Raw genomic sequence first — 22,742 nt, forward strand, 5'->3', positions numbered from 1 at the left:
ATGAACGCCATCAACTCCATCTCGGAATTTCACCGTCTCCTGTCCTTAACCGAACCTCGCCACCCGCTGGTGAGTGTGATCAATCTGGCGGAAAGTGTTTTTTTGGAAGATGAGATCTGGAAAGGATTTGTGAACCGCTTTTATTGTGTGGCACTCAAACGCGAAGCCAAAGGCAAGATCAGGTACGGACAGCAGCATTATGATTACGATAAAGGGGTATTGAGTTTTACCGCTCCTAATCAGGTGCAACAACTGGACCTGCATACGATGGAATGCGGGTCCGGTTATCTCCTGATCTTTCACCCGGACTTCCTGTTACAGCATACGCTGGCGAACAGCATTCACCACTACGGTTTTTTCGGTTACGCAGTGAACGAAGCCCTTCACCTGTCAGCCGAAGAAGAAGATGACCTGATCACGATTCTTCATAAAATCGATAAGGAGTGCCAGCATATCGATAAGCATACCCAGGAGATCATTCTGACGCAGATTGAGAGCCTGCTAAAATACTCCAACCGGTTTTATGAGCGGCAGTTTTTGACTCGCAAGAATAATAATTCAGCCCTGCTAACCCGGTTCGAGCAGTTGATTGATGACTACTTTACCAGTGACGCCCAGCGTTTGCTCACGGTAAAATACATTGCGGAACAGATGAATCTGTCGCCGAACTACCTGAGTGACCTGCTTCGGGTTCATACCGGGCAGAACACCCAGCAGCATATTCATGAAAAACTGATCGCAAAAGCCAAAGAAAAGCTTTCCACAACCAACCTTTCGGTCAGCGAGATCGCCTATGCCTTGGGCTTTGAGCATACGCAATCCTTTAGTACGCTTTTCAAGAAGAAGACGAACCTATCGCCGCTGGAATTTCGTCAGGCTTTTAACTAATCCCTGAATATCCCTTCAGAGCCGGATCGTTTATCTGGCGAATACTAAAAACGTCAGATAAATACTGATCACAAAAAAAGAGGCCGGGTCATTTCACCAATGATCTGGCCTCAGCCTATAAAAGGGTTGCCTCTCCCTTATTCCTGCTTCCTAGCCCATGTCTAGGCAGCAGGTTGCTCGTTGAATTCTACTACTCTTCACCCGTTCCTTTAAGGTTAAAAGTCTTATAATAGCCTTCAATAGTATCGCCAGGGCAACGCTAGCCGTAGTGCTCACCCGTTAGCCACGCTATCGCCTACCGTTCCCTTCTTCATTCGTTTGTGTTTGGTATAATCCTACGTTTCGGGTATATAGCCATTAGAAATCACCTGATACACCTGGCGTGTTGGATGCTCGCGACCCACATCTTATTTTACGAACCGATTATGAATGAACTACTGAACATTAGCGGCCGGGCCGTGGCCGTTTACCTGTTTATTATTGTGTGCATCCGTTTTTTCGGAAAGAAGGAACTCTCGCAGCTATCGGTCGTTGATCTGGTCTTTGTCTTACTGATTTCCAATGCTGTACAAAACGCAATGGTAGGTCCGGATACGAGCCTGATGGGCGGAGTAGTCGCGGCGGGAGCTTTATTTGCCAGTAATTTCGTACTGAAAAAACTCTTGTACCGGAGTCCACGAATCAATCATCTCTTACAGGGGGAGCCCATTTTACTGGTATATAAAGGCCACGTGAAAGATCGGAATCTGGCGAAGGCTCAGATTAGCGTCAATGAACTCGAGGCTGCCATTCGCGAACACGGCGTGGAACGCTTGCAAAAAGTTGACCTAGCGGTTCTGGAAGTAGATGGAAATATCAGCGTCATGTCGAATGACTTTTCAAAGAAGACGCGTCACAAAAGAGTCCGCCCCAAAATTAACCCTACGTAAGCACGTATACGGCCTGCTCAATAACGCAAGCCGTATACGTAACGCTTAGTCTTTCTTCAGAAGCATGGCTGAAGCCTGAGCCGTCGGGAAAATCAGAATATCGGCCAGTACTACATGGGGTGGCCGGGTCACTACGAATGTGATGGTTTCAGCAATATCTTCGGCCGAAAGCGGTGTGAATCCCTGATAAACCAGATCCGCCCGTTTGTCATCGCCCTTGAAACGAACCAGTGAAAATTCCGTTTCTACGGCTCCCGGAGCGATGTTGGTAACTTTGACACCAAACGGGTTCAAATCCATACGCATGCCCTGACTAATGCTTTCTACGGCCGACTTGGAAGCACAATACACTGTTCCGTTAGGGTAGGTTTGCTTACCCGCTACCGAACTGATGTTAATGATGTGGCCACTTCGCCGGGCAATCATACCGGGCATCACCAGTTTTGACACGTACAGAATGCCCTTTACATTCCCATCAATCATGGCATCCCAGTCGTCGGGATCATTTTCCTGAATGGGTCCCAGCCCGTGAGCATTGCCCGCGTTATTCACCAGAATATCGATTCCCTGCCAGGACTCCGGAACTCGGGAGAACGCCTCCTCCACATCTTCGCGGTAGCGAACATCGAAGTTGAGCGTATATACTTCCACCTTGTCCTGCAGTTCTTCTTTGAGTTCATCCAGTCGTTCCTGGCGTCGGCCGTGTAACAAGAGCCGATAACCCAGTTCAGCAAAAGCGAGAGCCGTCGCTCTGCCAATCCCGGAAGTAGCCCCGGTAATAAATGCGGTACGTGACATAAAAAAGTAATTACCGATGTACGGATAAAATGATAACCGGATCCTTACGGACTATTAATTCAACGAGTGATACAAGAGAAAGCTCAGCAAGCGTTCGAACGTTTGCTGTTCTTCGATGGAAGCTCCCAGCTTGGCCACCTGTACCCGATACAGGTCGATCAGCCGTAAAAACCGTTCGTGATTACTGAATCGGGCAGCGATGATTCCCTTGAAACAGCGGTGAATCTGATTATAAAGAAACTTACTTGGCTTGGTGGGTTCATCGTTGAGCAGGTGATTCAATGCCTCGAGTGAACCATATTTTTCCATGAACGCAAAGCCCTGATTCAATAAAAATTCCTTGATCTGGTCGCAAACGTCGTTTAAATCCTCAGTGCTTTGCAACTTGTACCGGAAATATTTATCGTCATTGAATTTCCCTACAGAAATCACCAGCGTATTTGCATCTTCGCGGTATTCTTCGGCATTATCGAGAAATTGCTGGGCTAGAAATTCAATTTCCTGATGCCGCAAACCAATGCTTACATCCAACCAGATTTCGTTGGTTCGATACGAAGTAGAAAAGACCACATTGTAGAATCCAACCGGCGTTTGCTTTCTGAACTGCTTTCGATCCGAAAGCAATTCAAACCCATTCTCGGCGAAGAAAACACTGAGTTTTTGATACAGCTCGGTTTCAAAAGGTGTAATAATCATAAGCAATAAATCATTGATTGTCTGCTGATTAAAGTTTATTACTTCTTTAGGATTTCAAGGAAACCGGAAGTAGTTCAACTCAGATAACGGTAAGCATAACGGGTCTCTATACGTCATCTCAACAGAAGGTAACACATGATTTTCACTGACTTTCAGCGAAACGACTGCCGGGTGGCAAGGTAAAAGGATACTTTAGAAATGAAAAAGATTTTATTATTTTCTGACACACACGGCTGGTTCGACGAAGCCCTGGATTCACACTGTCGCTGGGCGGACGAAATCTGGCACGCGGGAGATTGGGGTACCGGTGTGTATGAACGCCTCCAAATGTATGCCAGACCCATTCAGGGCGTATATGGAAACATTGATGGAACGACAATACGTTCCCTGTTTCCGCTGATCAATCATTTTACCTGCGAAGGGGTTAACGTGGGTATAACCCATATTGCCGGAACGCCCGGCCGCTACAAACCGGATGCCCGTCAGCTGCTACGGGAACAAAAACCCGACGTACTGATCTGTGGACATTCGCACATCCTGCGAGTCGAGCGGGATTCCAGCGGTATATTATTCATGAATCCGGGTGCAGCGGGGAAAGAAGGCTTTCATCGAATCATGACAGCTCTCCGCTTTAAAGTCGATCAGGGCCGAATTTTTGACGTAGAAGTGGTAGAACTTGGCAAGCGAGGCAAAATTCCTGACAATTTTTCCGTCTGACCCCCTACGGAATAGCCTTTTAACGAATCGAATCCGCATAACTTAAAAAAGACCATGAGTACGCTGGAAGGCATTCATACGTTACGAAAACTAATTATGGCGGGCGATAAGGTACTGGTTCGCCCCAGTGATGGTCAGCAGAAAACCCGTTCGGGTTTGTACTTACCTCCTACCGTTACGGAGAAAGAAGATATTCAGCAGGGCGTAGTCATCAAAGTAGGCCCCGGTTTTCCGATTCCGGCGGCCAGCGATCTAGATGAGCCCTGGAAAGAGAAAAAGGAAGACGTGAAATACGTTCCGCTACAGGTACGCGAAAACGATCAGATTTTATTTTTACGTCGGAATGCGTTTGATGTGGAAATTGATGGCGAAAAGTACCTCATTATTCCTCATTCTGCCATACTATTGATGGTGCGGGAAGATGAACTGAGTGAGTTGGGCTTATAAACAAAGTCCTTTTCTGAACAATTTATCAGGAAAAGGGGTTATATTTGTGGCCCTGAAAATGAAAACGATCATTTTCGCCCAATCAACATCCGGGGACGACGGGTATTGACAGCGGGTTGAAGTTGCGGGTGTAAGCATGTCGGAAGTTGGAAGAACCTTCCGTGTAAAATTCTTCTAAAACAATAGCTGGCAACAATAGCTACGCTATGGCTGCTTAATCCGGAGGATTAACCATTAGCCATCGTTCCGCCGAACCGTCACACTACCGGGTCGGAGTTCGGGACGTCGAAAGGTAGTGTCTGAGGGGCCCATTTCGCTAAGCCCTAATCAGTACCAGCGAATACGGAATCCGTTCGGTTTGTTGTCGACCTGACGAGTTCCCGACAATCGAAAGACAACTAAGCATGTAGAAGATGCGTGGCGTCCCTGTTCTGGACGAGGGTTCGAATCCCTCCGTCTCCACTGGCAAGTCTGTAAATCAAATAGTTATAGGATTTACACACAGTTTAAGAGAGAGCTTCTGATTTGAAGCTCTCTTTTTTTGTTAATCTCCCCTATTATGATTTCCCTCAAATTTTGCCAAAATAGGCGAAAAGGGTATTGACAAAACTGGCAAACGTAGTTTTGCCCGTTTTAGGTGATAACCTTGTTAATGAAAAAGCACCCAGCCATTGGCCAGGTGCTCTATGATATCTTTATTTTGCATTTTGCACAAAATGTGCCAAGAGGGTGCCGACAAAACTGACTAAAGTGCCTCTACTCTTCCTTCACTTTACCATTAGAATATGCTCCTACTACCGCCTCTAATTCTGCCGCGTAGTTGTAGATGTCATCTAGCGACTTGATCTCTACCTTGGTCTCTTTCTTAGTTGCGTCAAACGTTCCCAGATACTTCTTGGACTGACCGTTCAGATACAGCCGGCAGATGGGACGTCGGTTATTATCATCCAGAAAGATGGCAAAGTAGGAAAGAGCGTCCCGATGGGTAATCCGGGTAGCGGGTACCTTCGTTCGCAGAATGGACCGTACAATATAGAAGCCTTCCAGTTCCTCTTCCGTAGTGACAATCTCAGCCTTTTCGGCCTGACCTGGAAGACTAGGCGAAGGCATAGCATCGTCAGAAGCGACTGCAACGGGCTCCACAGAGAGCGAATCATCATTAGTGATGGCCATCTTCAACCGGTCGTTCAAGGTGTCGTTAATGAAGTTAGCAATCGTTCGCTTCAACAGGGGCTTGTAGTACTCCAGCACCTTAGCTGTCACTGCCGACGGATAAACCTGCTTGACGAAGTGCTTAGCGAACTCATCCCCTGGATCATTGAACTCTTTCTGCAGCAGGGCTCGCAATTCATTCGAGTTCTTGGATTCAAACGCCGACTGGTATACGCTGTTGACATCAAAGCTCGACTTATGGAATTCCTTTAGCTTTTCAACTTGACCGTCTTTAATGGCTTCCAGGTTGAATTCAAAGAAAGGCTTCTCATCCATCTTGTTGGCGTCCACCAAATCCGTGTAAAAGCGGAAGATGAGGCCATTGGTCAGAATAGAGAATTTTGCCTTGGAAACATGAAAATAACGAAGGAGCTGGCCATCGTGAATGTCTAACGACTGCTTCCAGTGCTTGCATTCGACTAAAATGACCGGATGACCTTCTTTAAATATCGCGTAGTCAATCTTCTCTCCTTTTTTAATGCCAATGTCACAGATGAACTCAGGAACAACTTCTAGAGGGTTGAACACGTCATAGCCGAGAACTTGAAGGAAAGGCATGATAAAGGCATTCTTGGTTGCCTCCTCGGTGTGGATGTTATTCTTTAATTGGGATACGCGTTCGCTCAGCTGGCGAACCTGGTCTTTGAAGTCCATAGCGGTGGTGCAGGGTTAAGGTACTCAGTTATAAGAGGGACAACTCAATGGCAATAAATAAAGAATTATTTATACTTTATTAACCATTCATCTAATTGTATATCTCAAAGCAGATCATAAGGTTATCACTCGACTATGGAAATATTTCGCCTATAGCGTCTCTGCTTTACTTTAGGAGTTGCCAATTTTGGCTACACCCCACCATTAGGCATTTCACTTAAAAGTTACATGCTTGATTTACAGTCAATACCCCTTTCGGTAAAGTCCTACTGCCCCATCGACTCCACGAAAAAGGATTTTGTTTGCCCGTCACTTCTGTCACCTGTGTCCCTTTTAACCTCATCGTTACGTCCTGTGATAATTACAGAACGCTTGTTTAAACTATTCCAGAATCGGATCATCTCCCAGATTAATCACAAACTGAAAATCGCCGTAGTGCTCCCTAAACAAAAGAAGCCCAACGACTGCCGAGCTTGCTTGATAGAGATTCGACCTAATGTAGAGGGTCTTCACTTCTAGGTGAAAAGCTTGATAATCGGAGCCTTCCATTTTAAGGAGACCCCTTGTCTTCGTTTAAACGCTTACTTGTTAAATCATTAAGCGAATCAGGCTAGGATAACCAGGACAGTACCTGAATCAGGGCCTCTATCTCTATTGGCTTGGTTAAATGCTGATCAAAGCCCGCTTCCTGAGCTCGCTGCTGGTCTTCCTTTTGGCCGTAGCCCGAGACTGCTACAATGAATACTTCGTTGCCCCGGGGCTGCTGACGAATCAGTCGGCAGGTATCGTACCCGTTTAGATCGGGCATCCCAATGTCTAACAGTATAACGTCGGGCCGCAGGCTTTCTGCCGCTAATACACCTTCCCTGCCGCTGTTTCGGCTGTGTACTTCATAGCCATTAAGTTCTAATAGCATCCCTAGCGTGAAGGTAGCATCGGCATTATCATCCACGATCAACAGGCGAAGCGGGGCGGTAGCGACTTCCTCGTTTATTGTAAGGAGGGTTTGTTCTTCGTTTAGCGTAGGCAAGCGAACGATGAACGTACTACCTTTGCCCAGTCCCTCACTCTGGGCCTCTACGGTTCCGCCGTGTAGTTCGACAATCTGCTTGACCAAGGTAAGCCCCAGCCCCAGTCCCCCTTCGGAGCGAGCCAGCGAGTTATCAGCCTGCACAAACAATTCAAAGATCGAAGTCAGCTGATCCGGCCTTAGGCCAATGCCGGTATCCTCAACGCGTAAAATAGCCTTGTAGCCCTGGTGTTCCAGGCTTAAGTGAATCTTGCCCTGTGGGTGGGTATAGCGAGAGGCATTCGTCAGCAGGTTCATCACCATTTGCACCAACCGCGTGGCATCCCCTTCCATCTCAACCGGACTAGCCGCCAGACTCACCGTCAACTGCTGCTGCTTCTGCTCGACTAAGGCCTGTACGGATTCCGCGGCCTGATTGACTAGCTCGTCTAAACTGACGTTCGTTTTGCGGAGTTCGATCTTACCCTGACTAATGCGGCTGACATCCAACAGATCATCGACCATGCGTACCAGGTGATTGGTCTGCCGATTCATCATCTCCAGCACGGACTTAGCCTGGGTATTGGTAGAAGCCGTCAGCGAAAGAATCTGTAAGCCGTTGCGAAGCGTAGCCATGGGATTCCGCAGTTCATGAGCCAGCATGGCCAGAAATTCGTTCTTTCGCCGGTCGGCTTCTTTCAGGGCATCTTCGGCCTGTTTCTGACTGGTCAAATCACGCATGACTTTCACAAGACCAATGACCTTGCCCCCCTCATTCAGTAAGGGGCTCGTAATGCCTGAGCCATAGAAGCGGGATCCGTCCTTGCGAACATGCCAGCGTTCATTTTCGGCCCAGCCCTGCTGAAGGGCCGTTACTCGTTCCCGTTCGGGAACTCCAGCTGCCCGATCTTCCGGCACGAAAAAGAGATCTCCCGACTCTCCTACAATCTCTCGTTCAGCGTATCCGAACACCGCTTCAGCTCCGGCATTCCAGTCCTGAACTCTGGAGTTTAAATCAAGGGTTAAGATGGCGTAATCCCTTGCACTTTCCAGAATCGCTTTTTGACGTTCTTTGATTCGAAACAACTCCTTCTCCGCTTGCTTTCGTGCCGTAATATCAAACATGACTCCGCTCATGAGGAGCGGTTCATTGCCCACTCGTTGCATGACCCGCCCATACCCACTCATCCAGCGTTTGGAGCCATCTGCCCGTAACGCACAAAACTCCGTATCAAAAGTAGCTTCACCCGCCAGGGACTGCTCAAGTAAGTGATTCACTTGCTCCCGGTCATCGGGATGAACATGTTCAAAAAAGAGTTCAGGACGTACCGGGTTAGTTTCTGGTTCCAGGCCAAAGAGTCGGAAGTGCTGCTCGTTCCAGTACACCTCATTGGTTGGCAGGTTCCACTCCCAGGTAGCCAAGTCGGTGGCTTCAATCGCTAACCGCAGCCGTTTTTCTGATTGCTGCAAAGCTTGCTCGGCTTCGACTTTTACTAGGGCTGCCCAGGTCCGATCAGCGACGTCTTCCAGCAATGCCCGCTCGCTATCCGTCCACTGACGAGGGGTAGTCATGGCCGCACAGAGTGCCCAGATAACCTGGCTGGGGCCTTTTCGTAGCGGCGTGACTAACAGAGCCCCCAGTTGTAACCCAGCCAGCAGCTTTTTCTCGGAATCGGAGAACCGTACATCCTTAGCAACGTCTTCAATACGCATGGGCTGTGTTGACAACTGTCGCATCGTTTCCGGATAATCCGACAACTGAAAGACCCCTGACATGGGCAAAAGACTCGGGTCAATATGCTCGGGACCAACGGTAGAAATACCTTGGTGCTCAAATACTTCGCTAATCCAGCAGCGATCCAGTTCCAGGTGCTCAGCAATCATTTGAACGGTTTGATGTTGGATAATCTGCTTATTTGGCCAATCCCGCAACGCATCACTAAAGGAAAGCAGAAATGCCTGCCGCTTTTCCATATTTTTTCGTTCGGTGATGTCATCGTACACGCAGGCAATGTAGGGACTGCCTTCTTCGCCTACCCGGGAGAGATAACAGGTGTACCACTGACCCAGCTGATGCACGGGATATTCGGTACGCATCGATTGACCCGTGTAATAAACCTCTTCCAGCATTTGATGCCATCCGGGTTCCAGATTAGGTACCAGCTCACTCATTCGTTTGCCCACCGGATCGTGAATACCGGTCATTCGGGTAAAGGCCGGATTGTCTTCCCGATGCCAGTAATCAACCACCCTTCCCTGCTCGTCAAAAATCAATTCAAGCAAGCTGAAACCCTCATCAATGGAGTTAAATAGTATCTGGTATTTATCCGTTACTCGCTGGGCGATTTCATCTTTTAGCCGATGGTTTTCCGCTTCGGCTTGTTTCTTCTCCGTGATATCTTCAGTAGTCATCACAAAGCCATCCCCCATTTTCACCAGAGTTTGATGAAACCACTGATCCTGAAACTGTTCATGGGAATAATACTGCTCGTGCTCGATGGGAATGCCCGTTTGGGTAACCTGAACAAACTCTTCAAACAAGCCGGTTTCTATTACGCCGGGGTTTTGCTGAAGCAGGCTTTGGCCCATGACTTCACCATTCTGCCTGATGCCCCGCTCATTATTCATAATCCAGATAAAATCAATGATGCTTCCGCTACCATCTCTTATTGCCTCAAAAGCCTGAATGATGTAGGGCGTACTATCCAGAACCGCCTGCAACAATTCTTTCGTAGACGCTAACTCGGCTTTTGCTTGCTTACGAGCCGTTATATCGATGGTCGTTGTCGCTACGCCGTCACCCAGCTTTACCGTGGATTGATCAAACCAGCCATCAAACTGTTCATGGACGTAGTGCCGCTCGGATTGATCCGGGACGCCCGTTTCGCATACCTGTTTGAACGTATCAAAGATGCCGGCTTCTTTCACGCCGGGATTGAGCGTGAGCAGGCTCTGGCCGATTACATCTCCGTACTGCTGCTCGCTACTCTGGTTGTTAAGGATCCAGACGAAATCAACGATTTCTCCGGCCTGATTGCGTACGGCCCTGAACACCTGAATCATTTCCAGCGTACTGTCCAGGGTGGCCTTGAGTAAAGCCCGGCTTTCCTCCAACTGCTGGGTTCGCTCGGCTACCTGCTGTTCAAGCCCTTGCTGATAGGTTTGCTGAGCCTGCTCTAAAGCTGCTTCGGCTTCTTTTTTGTCCTGAATATCAATATTGATGCCCAGCCATTTTCTGATGCTCCCGTCGGGGCTTAGGATGGGCGTCGCCCGCACGTTGGTCCACCGCCAGCCACCACCAGGTCTTTGTAAACGAAATTCGGCGTTTACGGGCTGAAGCCGTAGAGCCGCCTCCTGCCACCGCGAAAGGGCGTAGGACTGATCGTCGGGATGCACTGCCTGGGCCCAGCCCTCGCCCAGCCATTCTTCCAGGGTTTGACCGGTGTAGGCCCGCCAGCTGGGCGAATCAGTAACGACCATACCCTGGGCATCGGTTTCCCAGAAGGCCTGAGCAAAAGATTCAAATAAGACCTGATACTCATCCGGCTGAATAGAGGCATATAAACTACCTTTAGTAGCATTCATAACAATACAGTAGGGTTGGAACAGCTCAAGCGGTAATCGTGCGTACTAGTAAGTAAGTAGCAAAGGAAGTTTTCTTCTGGCGGGAATTGACGCCTAAATAAACCTATCTTAACTACCTTTTCTAGTACGGCCACATTTCTTGCCATAAGTCAATGAAAACTATACTACTGAGGAGTCAAACCCGTATGGTTCTACCCCTCCGTGCCTACTACTTCTAATTACGCTTATTACTATACGAGCTACCCTTAAACCCGCCCTGCAATGCCAGACGGGTTTTGATAACCTCCCCGCAGCAAAACCTAAGCGGCAGCCAGTACCTGACACGGCCCCATCTCCATGTAGTCTTCTGCGGGCAGGTCCGGGATCCAGTCCGTAAGCTGCTTGATGAGATGACTCACGTCCATAAACATCTGAGCTACACCATGGGCTGGAATGTCATGAAGAACTACAGCCGGGATAGCGGCTACGTAGCAGGCAAACATCTGCCCCAATGCTCCTGTTCGTTCCGGAAGGCATGACTGCTAATGCATGTAATCTGCCGACTAGAGGAACCTGTCATAAAGGGTTTAGTACTCATAGAGGCTTCTACATGTCGGTAAAGGGGCTTGAGCAATTCCATTACCGCCAGGTAATATTCGACTGCATGTTGCAGTTAACTCGCCTTTCTTTTCATCCGGGGGAAGGTTTTTGCAGCTATTCTCCAGAAACCATTCGAAGGCTTCTTCAACACTTGTAAATATTTGCATGTGTTAAAGACATGCTCTTTGTATGAATATTTTTCATTCTCATCAAAAGCTGCATTGCTAGCTTACCAAAAAGCATCAACACCTTTTAACGTATATTCTGCTTGGCTGATTGAAGGCTAAACAGTAGCTTTCAGCCCTGAACCACCCAACCTCATTTTCTAATGAAGTCCTTCTACCTCTTTGCTCTTTTGTTACTTAGCTTGACGGCCTGCCAATCCGATGAACCGGAGATTATTACTCCTGCTCCTGTTGCACCCCTTGAATTCAATGACTGGATTATACTTACAGCCCCTGAAAACGGTTTTGTTGAGGCCGTCTACGGCAACATTGACAGTACGTTAATTATTTCCCTAGGTAATCAATTGTATCGTACCCTTGATCAGGGGAAGACTTGGCAGACAACCAAATATGCTAGCAATGAATCCATATTCGGATTTTCTGCCTCAGGAGATACGATTAATGCTTATTCAAGCTTATTGAAAATTCAGGACAATCCTGAGCTTTACATTGCCGGTCCCAGATACTATAGCTTGGATTATGGCAAGACCTGGAAGAAACGTACCTCGGACGATTCGTTTAGCCGTCCTCATGGCGGACTCAAAAAGGCGGTTACGGCAGCCAATGGCATTACGTATAAGCCTGTAGAGGAATACAAGGTTGATCCCTCCTATACAATACCTCCTTATGTGGACAAATCAGGCCTACAAACGTCTGATGGTCGAGTGGTATACCTTCCCCAGGTGGTAAATGTCAAGGGTATTAGTCTGGACTCTCGGCAACGTGTCTATCTGGCCTGTTCGGCTGTCTTATGCCAGGGAAAATATTGTAGCAGCAGGCATGGCCAAGTCTTTATTTCTAAAAAGCCATTACCCTAACCTGGATAGCAGTCAATGAAAAAGCCTACCCACTATCACGGGTAGGCTTTTTTGTAGCCGGTCGTCTCCATGGACTATATAGCTAAGTTGTTTTTGCTCGATTGCTGGACTGATTTCCTTCGGAAAAGGTGCGTTTTACACCTAACTTTGGCCTTGATACCCCTTCCAGCTATCCGACTTAGCTATCTACTATCTATTAGGCCTCCACAAAGAGGGCTTGAGTGCGAAGGTGGAGAAATGAAGGGCTTTCGGGTAGGTACTTGCGTACGAATGCAATCACTTCCATGAATAGCAAGTAGGCATTGTTAGCCCTATAGCTTTGTATACGGCTTAATCCTGCTTTCATTGCTCTGCAAGCATTTATCAGCCCGAGGTCCCTTTTATAGAATAGCATCAAACTGTTCAACCTTCGTGTACTCTATTGATTTAAACACCTAAGTAATGAACATTATGCAGCTTGGTTTCATTGAACAATTATGTAAATCAACAATTTACCAAATGCTATCTTAACGCAGCAGTATGACAACCCACACTTGCTGCTCAAGAGCGGTTGTTTGCCTCTTAGCTTTTTCTTTACAATGAACGGTGATCAAAACGCATTTGATTCTATCCAGAATTTATCTGGACAACTTGATATCCAGTTTGCCTTAGTAGCCACAGGATTAGGCGTCTGGGAACTTAACATTTCGACCAACCAAGTCCTATGGGATGATCGCTGCCGGGCCTTGTTTGGACTGGCACAGGATCACGTTATTCCTTACGAACAGGCCGTCCAATTTATCCATCCAGATGATGTAGATCGCGTCAACACGGCTGTGCAGCAAGCCTTGACGGGTGAGTCAAATGGGAACTACGATCAAACCTACCGCACTATTGGAGCTGATGATGGCATCCTGCGGTGGGTACGCTTCCACGGTAGAGCCTATTTTAGCCAAACCGGCGATCCGTATCGCTTTGGTGGGGTAGCCCAGGATGTCACCCAACAAGTATACACTCAACAGTCACTGGTAGCCAGCGAAGCCCGGTTTAAAAACTTAGTGGCGGCTACCCCAGCGGCTACAGCCGTCTTCGTCGGCAGGGATATGCTCATTCAGCAGGTGAACGCCCCGATGCTGGCTATCTGGGGTAGGGACAAATCGGTACTTGGTAAAACACTCCTGGTAGCAATGCCTGAATTGGAACAACAGCCATTTTTAGCCCAGCTTCAGCATGTTTTTGATACCGGTGAACCGTTTCGGCACTCGGAAGGGGTGGCATATCTACTAACAGACGGACAACCCAAGACGGTTTATTTCAATCATGCGTATAATCCACTCTATGATCAGGACGGATTTGTTTACGGAGTGATTAATACGGCCATTGACGTTACGGAGCAAGTAAGGGCCCGGCAGGCACTTCAAGATAGCGAAGCCCGCTTTAGCAACATCATCCAGCAGTCGCCAGCCGCCACGCTGGTGTTACGAGGGAATAAGTTTGTGATTGATCAGATCAACACCTCCATGCTCGCCTTTTTTGGGAGGGGTGAGGAAGTGATTGGGCAGCCCCTGCTCGCCGTGATGCCGGAACAGAAGGAGCAGTTTGCCTGGCAACAGGCACAGCGGGTTTATTATGAAGGCATCACTTTTGATGAAAAAGAGGTCTTGGTGACTCATAAACGAACGGGAGTCATGCAGGAATACTATTATGATGTTGCGTATCGCCCTTTGCTGGAGGGCGGCCACATCACGGGTATGATTCAGGTCATCACGGACGTGACGGCACACGTACAGGCTCGCCGACAGCTCGAAGAAAGTGAAGCAAAGCTGAGCCTATTGAGCAACACGGTGCCCTCGATGATTTTTTACCTGGATCAGCAGCAACGTTACGTTTCTTATAATAAAACCTTTCAGGACTGGTTCGACGTCGATGCCGATGAGGTCATTGGCCAAAGCGTACGGGAATTCATTGGTGAACAGGCCTATCAACAAGTAGCCCCACATTTGGCGGTTGCCTATGCAGGCCAGCCCGAACGCTATGAGCTGGCAGCTCCTTCCCGCGTAGGAACACAGCGGTGGCTGGATATTACTTATACACCTCACCATAACGAAGTAGGAGAACTGCTGGGAGTGATTGTACTGGCTAGCGACATCAGTACCCAGATGCAGGTTCGCAGAGCTTTGGAAGAGAGTAGCAATTCGTTGCAAAGTGCAATTGAGGTGGCCGGGCTAGGCACCTTTAGTGTGGATATTGCCAGTAATCTGTTAACCTGCTCGGCTCCCGTAGCCGAATGGTTTGGTTTTGATAGCCTAACGGCGGATACTGAAACGTTCATTGGCGGAGTGGGCGAAGCCGAGCAGGATTACGTGCGTGATCATCTGCAAAACACCATTCTAGCAGGACCTGAGGCCCGCTACAACGTGACCCACTCGATCATTAACAGTAAAACGGGCCACCGAACGCTGATTCACGCCTTAGGACGGGTTTATTTCGATGCAAACGGGAAGCCGCTTAAAGTCCTCGGTATCGCTCAGGACATCACCGCCCAACGGGAGTTGCAGCAGGTCCTCGAGAACCAGGTTCAGCAACGAACCCAGGAGCTGACCTTGGCCAATCAGGACCTCAAACGCTCCAATGACAATTTACAGCAGTTTGCTTACGTAGCCTCACACGATCTTCAGGAGCCCCTACGCAAGATTCTGTCCTTTAGCAATTTGCTTAGTCTACGCCTGGGCGATAGACTCGATTCCAACATCACCGACTATCTGGATCGCATCAATAAGTCCAGTGAACGGATGTCTAGCCTGATCAAAGACCTGCTAGAATTCTCCCGCATCGCGGTACGTCAACAGGAATTTGGTCCTGTCTCGGTAGATGCGGTAGTAGCGGGCGTATTGGATACGCTTTCCCTGGAAATTGAACAACGTCAGGCCTACATTCATATAGACGATCTGCCCGTTGTTAAAGGAGATGCTCAACAACTCAGTCAGCTGTTTCAAAACTTGCTTTCCAATGCACTAAAATTCACGCCTGCGGGGCAAGCTCCTCAGGTGCGGATAGAATATTTTCAACGGCAGCTTCATGAATTGCCGCCCGAAGTATTACCCCAACGTACAGCTCCTTATTATCACCAGTTCAGTGTGAGCGACCAGGGCGTAGGCTTTGACACCAAGTATCTGGACCGAATCTTCCAGGTATTTCAGCGGCTGCATACTAAAAGTGAATTTGCAGGAACAGGGGTTGGTCTGGCCATTTGCCAACGCGTGGTAGAAAACCATGGAGGGGGCATCACGGCAAACAGTGAACTCGGTCAGGGAGCCACGTTCTGTGTGTATTTACCCGCCTAGCTGGGTTCATACCTTATTTTTCTTTTTCCTTAAGCAGATTAAGACTTAGGAAGCGAAGCCTTAATCTGCTGGTTTGTTGGCTTAGATCGAAGCAAGCCTTTCGATTAGTTGGGTTCATTCAATGGGATAAGGTATCTGTGCATTCCAGGTAGAGGTATAAGATGGGGCATTTTAAACATCGTACTGGCGTCAGATAAAAGGTTAATCCTAATCACCTGTAAGGAGTCCTCTGCTAATGAGCGAAGCGAATGGCCAATCAAGGCACAGACATGTGATCTCGCTTCACCATATAAAGGGCAAAACTTTTCGGTCGATCCATTTCGTTAATCACTTCTTCCGGAGTGAAGCTTTTACGTAAAAGAGCCTTTGTTTCTTCAGAAATTGAATCAAAACTAAAACTCACGAACACATGCTGCACCGTGTCACTGGCCATGAAGGTTGTGTCCAAGGACACGCCATTTTGAATACTCTTAAACTGCAATCGATGAAAGCCTTTTCTTAAGTGACATTCATGCGTATCCCAATAGTCTGCGATGCCTGTATAGGTCAAGGTATCTTTCAAAAGCAACTGCCCGTCCAAGTAGACTTCGAAGTCCGTCCGAGTGATTTTAGGGCTGCCATTTTCATACCAGATAACGAGCCGACTGTTTAAGGGATTGGACTCACAGGCTAAGAAGACAGCAAGGCCTATGATCAGAGTTGATAAGAACACAAAGCGTTTCATTGCAAAGGTTAGCGGTTATCTGTTGCATAATACATGATGCCTTGCTTATCATCAACTTTTTAACTTAGCTATATAACTCCACTGTGGAGGCTCGTCATGATGAAGCACGTCAAAGCCCCGCCCGGAGGAAAAATCACATCGTTGATTATCAGGCAATTGTGGTTTGCTAGATTTGGTTTAGCTATATAATACACTTAAGCGAATGCCGGGATTGATTAGCTTAAGGCCAGGTTTAATACTCCCTAACAGTAGATGAACATTAATCTTCGGCTTTCGTACTTCTCTTGGCTGTTAATTATAGTCTCAACCCTAGCTACTGCATTACTCTCTTTTGTTTTTTACCTAGGCTCTGAAGAGAATGCACAGACTATGCTTGATGAACAGGGGTGGGTTTTAGTTCTACTAGCTAGATGGGGCGGGTTTTCAATATTGGCAGTACTATTTTCCGTTGTCATTGCCATCTTTGGCACTGCCCTGTCAGATGTAGCAAGCTTTAGGCAAACGTTTCGAATTTCAGTGGTTTGTAACAGTATGGGAGCTTTCTTAGGAACTGTAGCTTTTGTTATAGCTATCATATTTTGAAAGTCCCTATAGGAACACCCCGGGGATGGGTCAGACGCTTTTGCCTACCGGGGAGGGTTTGACAGGTACTCTTTCACGCTCGAAGGTATACAACACTCGGGTAGCCGTTTATGGACAGGGCTGCCAGGAGGCCGATTCACCAACAATGAGTGGACTAGGTCCTATAATGGCTGGGCAGATTACATTGGATATACCCGCCTTTTCCTTGTTCTCTCGGCTTTCATCGTAATGAAAGGTTAGATAGAAAACCGTGTCTCTTTTCTTGAATTCGTCTGGGAGATTCAGTACCGCTGCCTGAGAGGTATAGATCGTACTTGCGTACACCGGAAGAGGAAGGTCTGTGCGTGGTTCCAGAAAGGTCACTAAGGAAGCTTTAACGGGGCAGTACTCCATAGTATAGCGAACCGCTACACAGGCACTCTTCGTCCGAACGGCAGCGTCGTCTTTTGAGCAGGATAAAAGGGCTAAAACCAGCAGGGGTACGATCAGTATAGGGTATTTCATAGGTGTAGATTTTATTCGTAGTGCATAGACCCTGAATGCTACGCATAGGTTGCAAAGCCGTTCATCCGAATTCCGTTCATAACTATCCACAGCAGCACGATCTTAGGCCAACCAACGTCTACCCTTAACCATCTGCCTATGCACGTCTACAAAGAGTTCATCAAAACCTTCCTGGTTACCCTCGTGGGCATGTTCGCCTGCGTTTTCACGATCGAAGTTCTTTACCGAGTGATTAAAGGCTTATCCTTTCAAGAAGCGATGGCACTCTATCAGCCTGACTATAGCCACGTAGGAGTCGCTTGTGTGATCGCTATTGCCGTGACGTATGGAAGGAAAAAGCCTGCTTCTGAGGAGAAGCAATAGTACCGGATGCTCTTCTAGTAGGATGTAGGATTTTTAACGCCCTTGCTAATCAGGAGTATGCAGTTTTCACCAAATCCGGGGAAAACTCTTTTAGTGGTTGATAAACTTTCCCCTGCTCCGCTGATAGGCTATTAGAGGAATAGCTTGCCTGCGTTTATCCAGCCCTTTAACTTCAGCATTTTGCACTAGTTAACCTTTTTTGTCACCACCTGAAGCACCTTTCCTTACTACTGCCGCCCGTTGAACCCCTTCTATTTTACTCAGAAAATACCTTTGTGTAAAGGGCCATTCAAGAAAGAGCCAGATGAAAATACGTGCATCCTCATCTTTTAAAGAACCGTGTTTCTGCGGTTTATTTCCGCCTGAAGATTTTTTATTTCTTCAGAATTCCTGTACCCAATTAGAAAAGAAATAACTATTAAAATCACCGGTAAAAGAAAACCCTTATTTATAGCAGCGTACACCGCAATACCGATAAGTACACCGATGTACACAGCCGTTGTGATCTTTTTTGAGTTTATTTTCTTTTCTTCCGACACTAATTCTTCGCGTGTCATGGTCGCATAATCTTTACTTGATAACATAGGACTGGTTGGGTTAAGGGAAACAGTTAGATAGGTTTTTGTAACGAATGGGTATACAGCCTATCAGTCGTCTTGTACGGAATACGAACGATCAGGCTCCAGGGTACCCCTTGTCACAAGATAGTTAATTTCTGTCATCTCGCAAAAAGAGCTTCTACGGGTATGGTAAACAGTAGTTAATTGACTGTGTTTTGCGTGGGCCAGTGTGTGATTGCACCTAATAACGACTGTCAATGACAGGCTCCCTGCCCGGAACGAGTGGCTCGCTTCCCATCATTTCAACGTTCGAGTACAGTTGCTTTTTGATTGCAGGATACGAAGCTTTTACCAGTAGCCAGATCCGTTGGTTTAAATCCTCATCGGAAGATTGAAGTATGGCATATTCAGGCCAGAAACTTGCTCTCCGAAAAAACATCCCCAACTCGTCGCACCAGTAGAAATTCGCTCCGCTGTCGCTACTGGCCGTGGGTAACCTGAACCGCTCTACCGGATAGCTCCTCCCCTTTACCAAATATGACTGACTTTCCAGGTGCCACAAGGTATCGAAAGCAGCATAAGAATGCTTCCGAAAAAGAAGCCGATTAGCTACCGTGTCCCGGATGTATTCGATCGTATCGAAGGAGGTTTGGTAAGCTATGGTGTAGCCCTTTCTGAAGGCCGTCTTTATACTAGTGGTATGAGTAGTGTCGAATTGTGCCGCTCCACGAATCCTGATGCTTTGCCAATAGTAGCGATGCTCGTTAGGCTGACAGGCGAGCAGAAGAAAGCCCAGAAAAAAACAGATAACCTTCATCCGTTCGTAGACATCTAAAGCTAAATCGGAACGTTCCTGCCCGGCATTCATTTCTTTGCCTTTAAGCCGAGATAGGTACGTCAATGGTAACCCGTGTGCCCTGCTGGGGTTTGCTGTCGATATGCAAATTGCCTTTGAGCAAATCAACGCGTCGATGTAGGTTTTTTAATCCGAGTCCGCTAGTGGACAGGGAGGCGGGCTGATGAAGCAGAAAGCCTTCTCCATTATCCGCAATACGAATAGCCAGGGTATGGGGCCGATACGAAAAGTGAACTTCAATCTGACTGGCTCTGGCGTGTTTAAGGGCATTAGAGAGAATCTCCTGCACCATACGAAACAGCATCAAATCCTGCCGGTCGGGCAAGGCATAAGGGGTGCCATCCAGCTTTACTTCGATGGCCTTTTGACTCGCTTTCCGAATGCGGTCCGTTTCAAACACCACACTTTCGTAAAGGCCAAACGATTCGATCGCCTCACTATTCAAGGTTTTGGTAACGTCCCGAACGGCCTGTACGGCTACCTGCAGGAGGTCATTTACCTCATTGACCTCCTGCTTAAGGGTAACATCCGATGTTTTATTTCGTAAGGTGTACAGGCCCAGTCGAACGACGGTTAATAACTGGCCAATGTTATCGTGTAACTCTTCACTGATGTGCTGCAGGGTAGAATTCTGGATCTCGATCTGGGATTCCAGTAACTCCCGATTGAAAGCCTCCTTCAGTGACTGCTGCTGCTCCTGATGCTGCCGATACCGTTGTTGATGGCGAATGGTCATGAAAATGATAAAGCCTGCCAGAATGACCAGCAGGACTGAAACCACAACGGTAGTAATCAGAAAGCCCAGTGAAAAGGTCATATCCCAGGGTTGAGCTCAGGCTTTTCCTGCTTGCGTAGAAAAGTGATGGCGAAACAGACATACAAAAACACATTGGCCACATCCCGAATGATTTGAAACCAGTAGTGTGCCCGCAGGTCATTACCCATGGCATTATGCAATGCATTTTGAGGTAGACAGGTTGCTATATAAAGCAGATGACCACAGCAAATCCAAAATAAAGAATAGTTAAACACGGAACGAGTTGCCGGCAGTTGTAAAATGCGGTAAAATACCAAAGTGACCACATACTCGTGAACACCATGGAAGTCATCCAAGCATTGCTTGCAAAGATGGTTGTAAGGGGCTGCCAGAAAACCATATTGACAAAATAAAAAACCCAGAAGGCTACCAGAACTCGTAACAACCACCGGCTACGAAGCTCCTGATAGAATCCCAGTGTCGTTAAGGTAAAGTTTATAGGTACATAGGTTGTATAGACCACTATGTTATTATGATACCTAATACGAGCATAGCTGGCGATCATTTCAGTGATAAAAGATTGCAGCACTACCAACCAAAAGTAACGAAGACTAGGTGGTAAACTTTTAAAGCGGAAGATACCTGCGATAATGGCTGTGATCATAAATATGAGCCACGGAAGCATGGTTAAATCAAAAGCCATCGGATCAATTATTGGCACGTGTTAGGTGGTGGACAAAGTTTACCCAAGTTATAGTATTCATCCGAAGAAGATTTTTCTGTATTGCTTGATTTAGAACTGTGGACCGAATAAATGATTGTCAGATGAGCCTCACCCGCATCCGTTTTTCGCATGGCGGGCGACAAATAGATGAATTCCGGATAAGGGCCTGTACCAAAAAGATTTTTCAGCCACTCTTCTAAACCAGCAATGGGCGTAGGAATGCTGCAATAAAAGTAATTGCGGTAAAAATCGGGAGGCAGAAGTAATTTCTCGACGCCCGTACTGATGAGTTGATAGCGGAAATTCTCTTTGTAAAGGCTGGCCTCATCAGCCGTCACTTTACCGAAGTAACTGGCATTAAGCGTATCCGCTTCCCCCGTAGTACCAAAGATAAATTCCAGGGGTGATTCCAGTGAGGTGAATACAGGATAGACGACCAGATTCCGTTGTCCTTTGTAGAAATCGCGAAGCTCCGCCAGCTTGACTTTGAATCGTTTATGAAAAACGCTCGTATCTCCACTCGTTTCGTTGAGAAGACGATAGGCCTTTTCACCCCTGATTTCTTTTTGAAGTGTTGCACTCAACAGGCTAATTTCCTCCCAGGCTTGTTTAGCTGAAATGGGGGCTCCGGTCGCTTCTACAACAGTCGGGTCTGCTAGTTTCGACGCGGATACCGAAGATTCGGTTTTTTTTGTCTCACACGACCAGAACAGCCCGATGAGGAGTCCGGCTAATAGATACTTTTTCACAATGGATTTTAAACTAGGTGATAAAACGGGTGGGAAATTACTTAAAATTTACGATATATTAAGTGTAGATATGATTTCAAAGTAGTATTAAAGCAAATTTTTACAACACATCAGTAAAAACAAAAGAAGCCCGACTGCTGTCGAGCTTTTGAATTCCTCCTGAACGTTGTCTAACGTCTGCAAATAAGTTTAGTATTGATAAACTTATTTGCAGACATCATGAATAAGTATTGACTTTATTTAAGAACCTATTGTTTTAAGTTACGATCAAAAAAAGCCTATCCGTCGTCACGTACAGGCTTTGCATGAACCTGTCTTCAAAGCCGCCACTTTTCTGACCGATTCAGTGATACAAACCTACGGCAGAGAGCCTACCTAAGCCTTTTACTTTCGATCAATGAACTGATTTTCACCACAAACCGCAGCTTTTGCCTATTTAAAAAAACCAGTTAACAGGTTACTATATTTATTTTTATTAACTGTAGATTCTGTCTGGCTCTGCTACTTTAAATTTCCTGATCATTCGTTGTAACCTTGGCCGCGTGTAGCGTTGTAATAAGATGGGATAAATGTTAAAAAAGAGGTTAAATACGATCAGCCACAAGGCATCCCGAATGGAATAGACCGCCACCACATAGCCGGTAATGAGTAAGATAATACCTGCCATCACTACATGACCTGCTTCGGCCACCCGGGAGGCTTGTTCGTAGGCTAAAAACGCCTGTAAATCCTTTTTAATGGGTGTTTGTTGCTGTCTCAGCTTCTCCCATCCGCTTTTGGTCAAAATTGCCTGGTACCCCTCTACGCCCAGCCAGCGATACACCTTGCCCTGCTTTTCGAAAGGATAGGGATTGAAGTAAGCTGATTGTAAACCGGGCTTCCATTGGGATTCAAACAGGGTAACCCAGAACATCAGAAAAAAATTAAGGGCCACGCTAAAGGCTGCCGAAGTAACTTCCAGATACCGAAACATGAAGCTCGTACTGATCGCCCCTCTACTGACAATCGGCACTAGTTTTACCCATTTAAGAAACATATGCGGTG

At 47.1% G+C, this 22,742-nt stretch carries 19 protein-coding genes and 1 other RNA gene; 8 read left to right on the top strand and 12 right to left on the bottom strand.

All coding sequences use genetic code 11. The features are described from left to right. Both BWI97_RS01825 and BWI97_RS01830 read left to right on the top strand, forming a co-directional pair. Positions 1-888, top strand: a complete 888-nt coding sequence (locus BWI97_RS01825; protein WP_102199820.1) for an AraC family transcriptional regulator — start codon at positions 1-3, stop codon at positions 886-888. Positions 889-1,313: 425 nt separating this feature from the next. Beyond that, positions 1,314-1,817 (top strand): DUF421 domain-containing protein, encoded by a 504-nt coding sequence (locus BWI97_RS01830; RefSeq protein WP_102199931.1) that lies wholly within the window; start codon positions 1,314-1,316, stop codon positions 1,815-1,817. Positions 1,818-1,862: 45 nt separating this feature from the next. On the opposite strand, the gene BWI97_RS01835 is transcribed toward BWI97_RS01830, so the two are convergent. Continuing rightward, positions 1,863-2,615, bottom strand: a complete 753-nt coding sequence (locus tag BWI97_RS01835) for an SDR family NAD(P)-dependent oxidoreductase (protein WP_102199821.1) — start codon at positions 2,613-2,615, stop codon at positions 1,863-1,865. Between the two features lie 54 nt (positions 2,616-2,669). Further along, positions 2,670-3,317, bottom strand: a complete 648-nt coding sequence (locus BWI97_RS01840; protein WP_255157670.1) for a hypothetical protein — start codon at positions 3,315-3,317, stop codon at positions 2,670-2,672. A gap of 192 nt (positions 3,318-3,509) precedes the next feature. Between BWI97_RS01840 and BWI97_RS01845 the strand changes: the two genes are divergently transcribed. The 3 genes from BWI97_RS01845 (at position 3,510) to ssrA (ending at position 4,940) form a co-directional block, all read left to right on the top strand. Then, positions 3,510-4,028 carry a metallophosphoesterase gene (locus tag BWI97_RS01845; RefSeq protein ID WP_102199822.1) on the top strand — a complete coding sequence of 173 codons (519 nt, stop codon included), beginning with the start codon at positions 3,510-3,512 and terminating at the stop codon, positions 4,026-4,028. 54 nt (positions 4,029-4,082) lie between these two features. After that, positions 4,083-4,475 (top strand): co-chaperone GroES family protein, encoded by a 393-nt coding sequence (locus BWI97_RS01850; protein WP_094808270.1) that lies wholly within the window; start codon positions 4,083-4,085, stop codon positions 4,473-4,475. A 91-nt stretch (positions 4,476-4,566) separates the two neighbouring features. Continuing rightward, positions 4,567-4,940, top strand: a transfer-messenger RNA (tmRNA) gene (gene ssrA / locus BWI97_RS01855). A gap of 291 nt (positions 4,941-5,231) precedes the next feature. On the opposite strand, the gene BWI97_RS01860 is transcribed toward ssrA, so the two are convergent. The 3 genes from BWI97_RS01860 to BWI97_RS01870 form a co-directional block, all read right to left on the bottom strand. Beyond that, the gene (locus BWI97_RS01860) at positions 5,232-6,341 is read right to left on the bottom strand and encodes a type I restriction endonuclease (protein ID WP_102199823.1); all 1,110 of its coding nucleotides are present in this window, start codon (positions 6,339-6,341) and stop codon (positions 5,232-5,234) included. Between the two features lie 610 nt (positions 6,342-6,951). Then, positions 6,952-10,935, bottom strand: a complete 3,984-nt coding sequence (locus tag BWI97_RS01865; protein ID WP_102199824.1) for a PAS domain S-box protein — start codon at positions 10,933-10,935, stop codon at positions 6,952-6,954. Positions 10,936-11,234: 299 nt separating this feature from the next. Further along, positions 11,235-11,417 (bottom strand): hypothetical protein, encoded by a 183-nt coding sequence (locus BWI97_RS01870; RefSeq protein WP_102199825.1) that lies wholly within the window; start codon positions 11,415-11,417, stop codon positions 11,235-11,237. A gap of 425 nt (positions 11,418-11,842) precedes the next feature. Here BWI97_RS01870 and BWI97_RS01875 point away from each other — a divergent pair, with 425 nt between their 5' ends. Further along, positions 11,843-12,556 carry a hypothetical protein gene (locus BWI97_RS01875; protein WP_094811161.1) on the top strand — a complete coding sequence of 238 codons (714 nt, stop codon included), beginning with the start codon at positions 11,843-11,845 and terminating at the stop codon, positions 12,554-12,556. Between the two features lie 578 nt (positions 12,557-13,134). Next, positions 13,135-15,879, top strand: a complete 2,745-nt coding sequence (locus tag BWI97_RS01885) for a PAS domain S-box protein (protein ID WP_102199827.1) — start codon at positions 13,135-13,137, stop codon at positions 15,877-15,879. Positions 15,880-16,135: 256 nt separating this feature from the next. On the opposite strand, the gene BWI97_RS01890 is transcribed toward BWI97_RS01885, so the two are convergent. Together BWI97_RS01890 and BWI97_RS01900 are read right to left on the bottom strand one after the other, a co-directional pair. Further along, positions 16,136-16,603 (bottom strand): hypothetical protein, encoded by a 468-nt coding sequence (locus tag BWI97_RS01890; RefSeq protein ID WP_102199828.1) that lies wholly within the window; start codon positions 16,601-16,603, stop codon positions 16,136-16,138. Between the two features lie 690 nt (positions 16,604-17,293). Beyond that, on the bottom strand, positions 17,294-17,689 hold the full coding sequence (locus tag BWI97_RS01900) for a hypothetical protein (RefSeq protein ID WP_102199830.1): 396 nt from the start codon (positions 17,687-17,689) through the stop codon (positions 17,294-17,296). 138 nt (positions 17,690-17,827) lie between these two features. On the opposite strand from BWI97_RS01900, the gene BWI97_RS01905 reads away from it, so the two are divergent. Continuing rightward, positions 17,828-18,052 (top strand): hypothetical protein, encoded by a 225-nt coding sequence (locus tag BWI97_RS01905; protein WP_102199831.1) that lies wholly within the window; start codon positions 17,828-17,830, stop codon positions 18,050-18,052. Positions 18,053-18,381: 329 nt separating this feature from the next. Here BWI97_RS01905 and BWI97_RS01910 read toward each other — a convergent pair whose 3' ends face one another. The 5 genes from BWI97_RS01910 to BWI97_RS01940 all read right to left on the bottom strand — a co-directional run bounded on the left by BWI97_RS01910 (position 18,382) and on the right by BWI97_RS01940 (position 22,734). Continuing rightward, entirely contained in the window at positions 18,382-18,636 is a 255-nt protein-coding gene (locus tag BWI97_RS01910) for a hypothetical protein (protein WP_094809858.1), read from the bottom strand. Between the two features lie 217 nt (positions 18,637-18,853). Next, the gene (locus tag BWI97_RS01915) at positions 18,854-19,513 is read right to left on the bottom strand and encodes a hypothetical protein (protein WP_146010846.1); all 660 of its coding nucleotides are present in this window, start codon (positions 19,511-19,513) and stop codon (positions 18,854-18,856) included. After that, on the bottom strand, positions 19,491-20,285 hold the full coding sequence (locus tag BWI97_RS01920; RefSeq protein WP_102199833.1) for a sensor histidine kinase: 795 nt from the start codon (positions 20,283-20,285) through the stop codon (positions 19,491-19,493). Before BWI97_RS01920 ends, BWI97_RS01915 begins: the two co-directional genes overlap by 23 nt. 651 nt (positions 20,286-20,936) lie before the next feature. Next, complete coding sequence (locus tag BWI97_RS01930; protein ID WP_146010847.1) at positions 20,937-21,698, bottom strand: hypothetical protein; 762 nt, start codon at positions 21,696-21,698, stop codon at positions 20,937-20,939. 475 nt (positions 21,699-22,173) lie between these two features. Continuing rightward, the gene (locus BWI97_RS01940; protein WP_102199837.1) at positions 22,174-22,734 is read right to left on the bottom strand and encodes a hypothetical protein; all 561 of its coding nucleotides are present in this window, start codon (positions 22,732-22,734) and stop codon (positions 22,174-22,176) included. Positions 22,735-22,742 lie beyond the last annotated feature (8 nt).

It is taken from the genome of Siphonobacter sp. BAB-5405, assembly GCF_002872335.1.
Classification (GTDB): domain Bacteria; phylum Bacteroidota; class Bacteroidia; order Cytophagales; family Spirosomataceae; genus Siphonobacter.